The following is a 249-nucleotide window of genomic DNA, read 5'->3' on the forward strand; positions in this document are numbered from 1 at the left end:
GACATCTGGATGCACAAAGGCGAGCAGGAACGCGCCTGGCGCAAGTTCCAGAACGAAATCCAAATGACGTGGTACGACCACCCCGTCAACCAAGCCCGCGAAGCGCGCGGCCTGCTGCCGGTCAACTCGGTCTGGCTGTTCGGCCAGGGCGCACTGCTCGACACACGCCCGATTGCCGAACGCATGATCGGCGCCGATCCGTTCTTCGCTGGTCTGTGCCACGCCGCCAATGCCACCGAGCTGTGCGCT

Annotated in this window: 1 protein-coding gene; it reads left to right on the forward strand. The window is 64.3% G+C overall.

The features are described from left to right. Positions 1–249 (forward strand): hypothetical protein (locus tag RVY79_RS20975; protein WP_317466541.1); only part of this gene is annotated, 249 nt, incomplete at both ends.

It is taken from the genome of Chromohalobacter sp. HP20-39 (genome assembly GCF_033052815.1).
GTDB lineage: Bacteria > Pseudomonadota > Gammaproteobacteria > Pseudomonadales > Halomonadaceae > Chromohalobacter.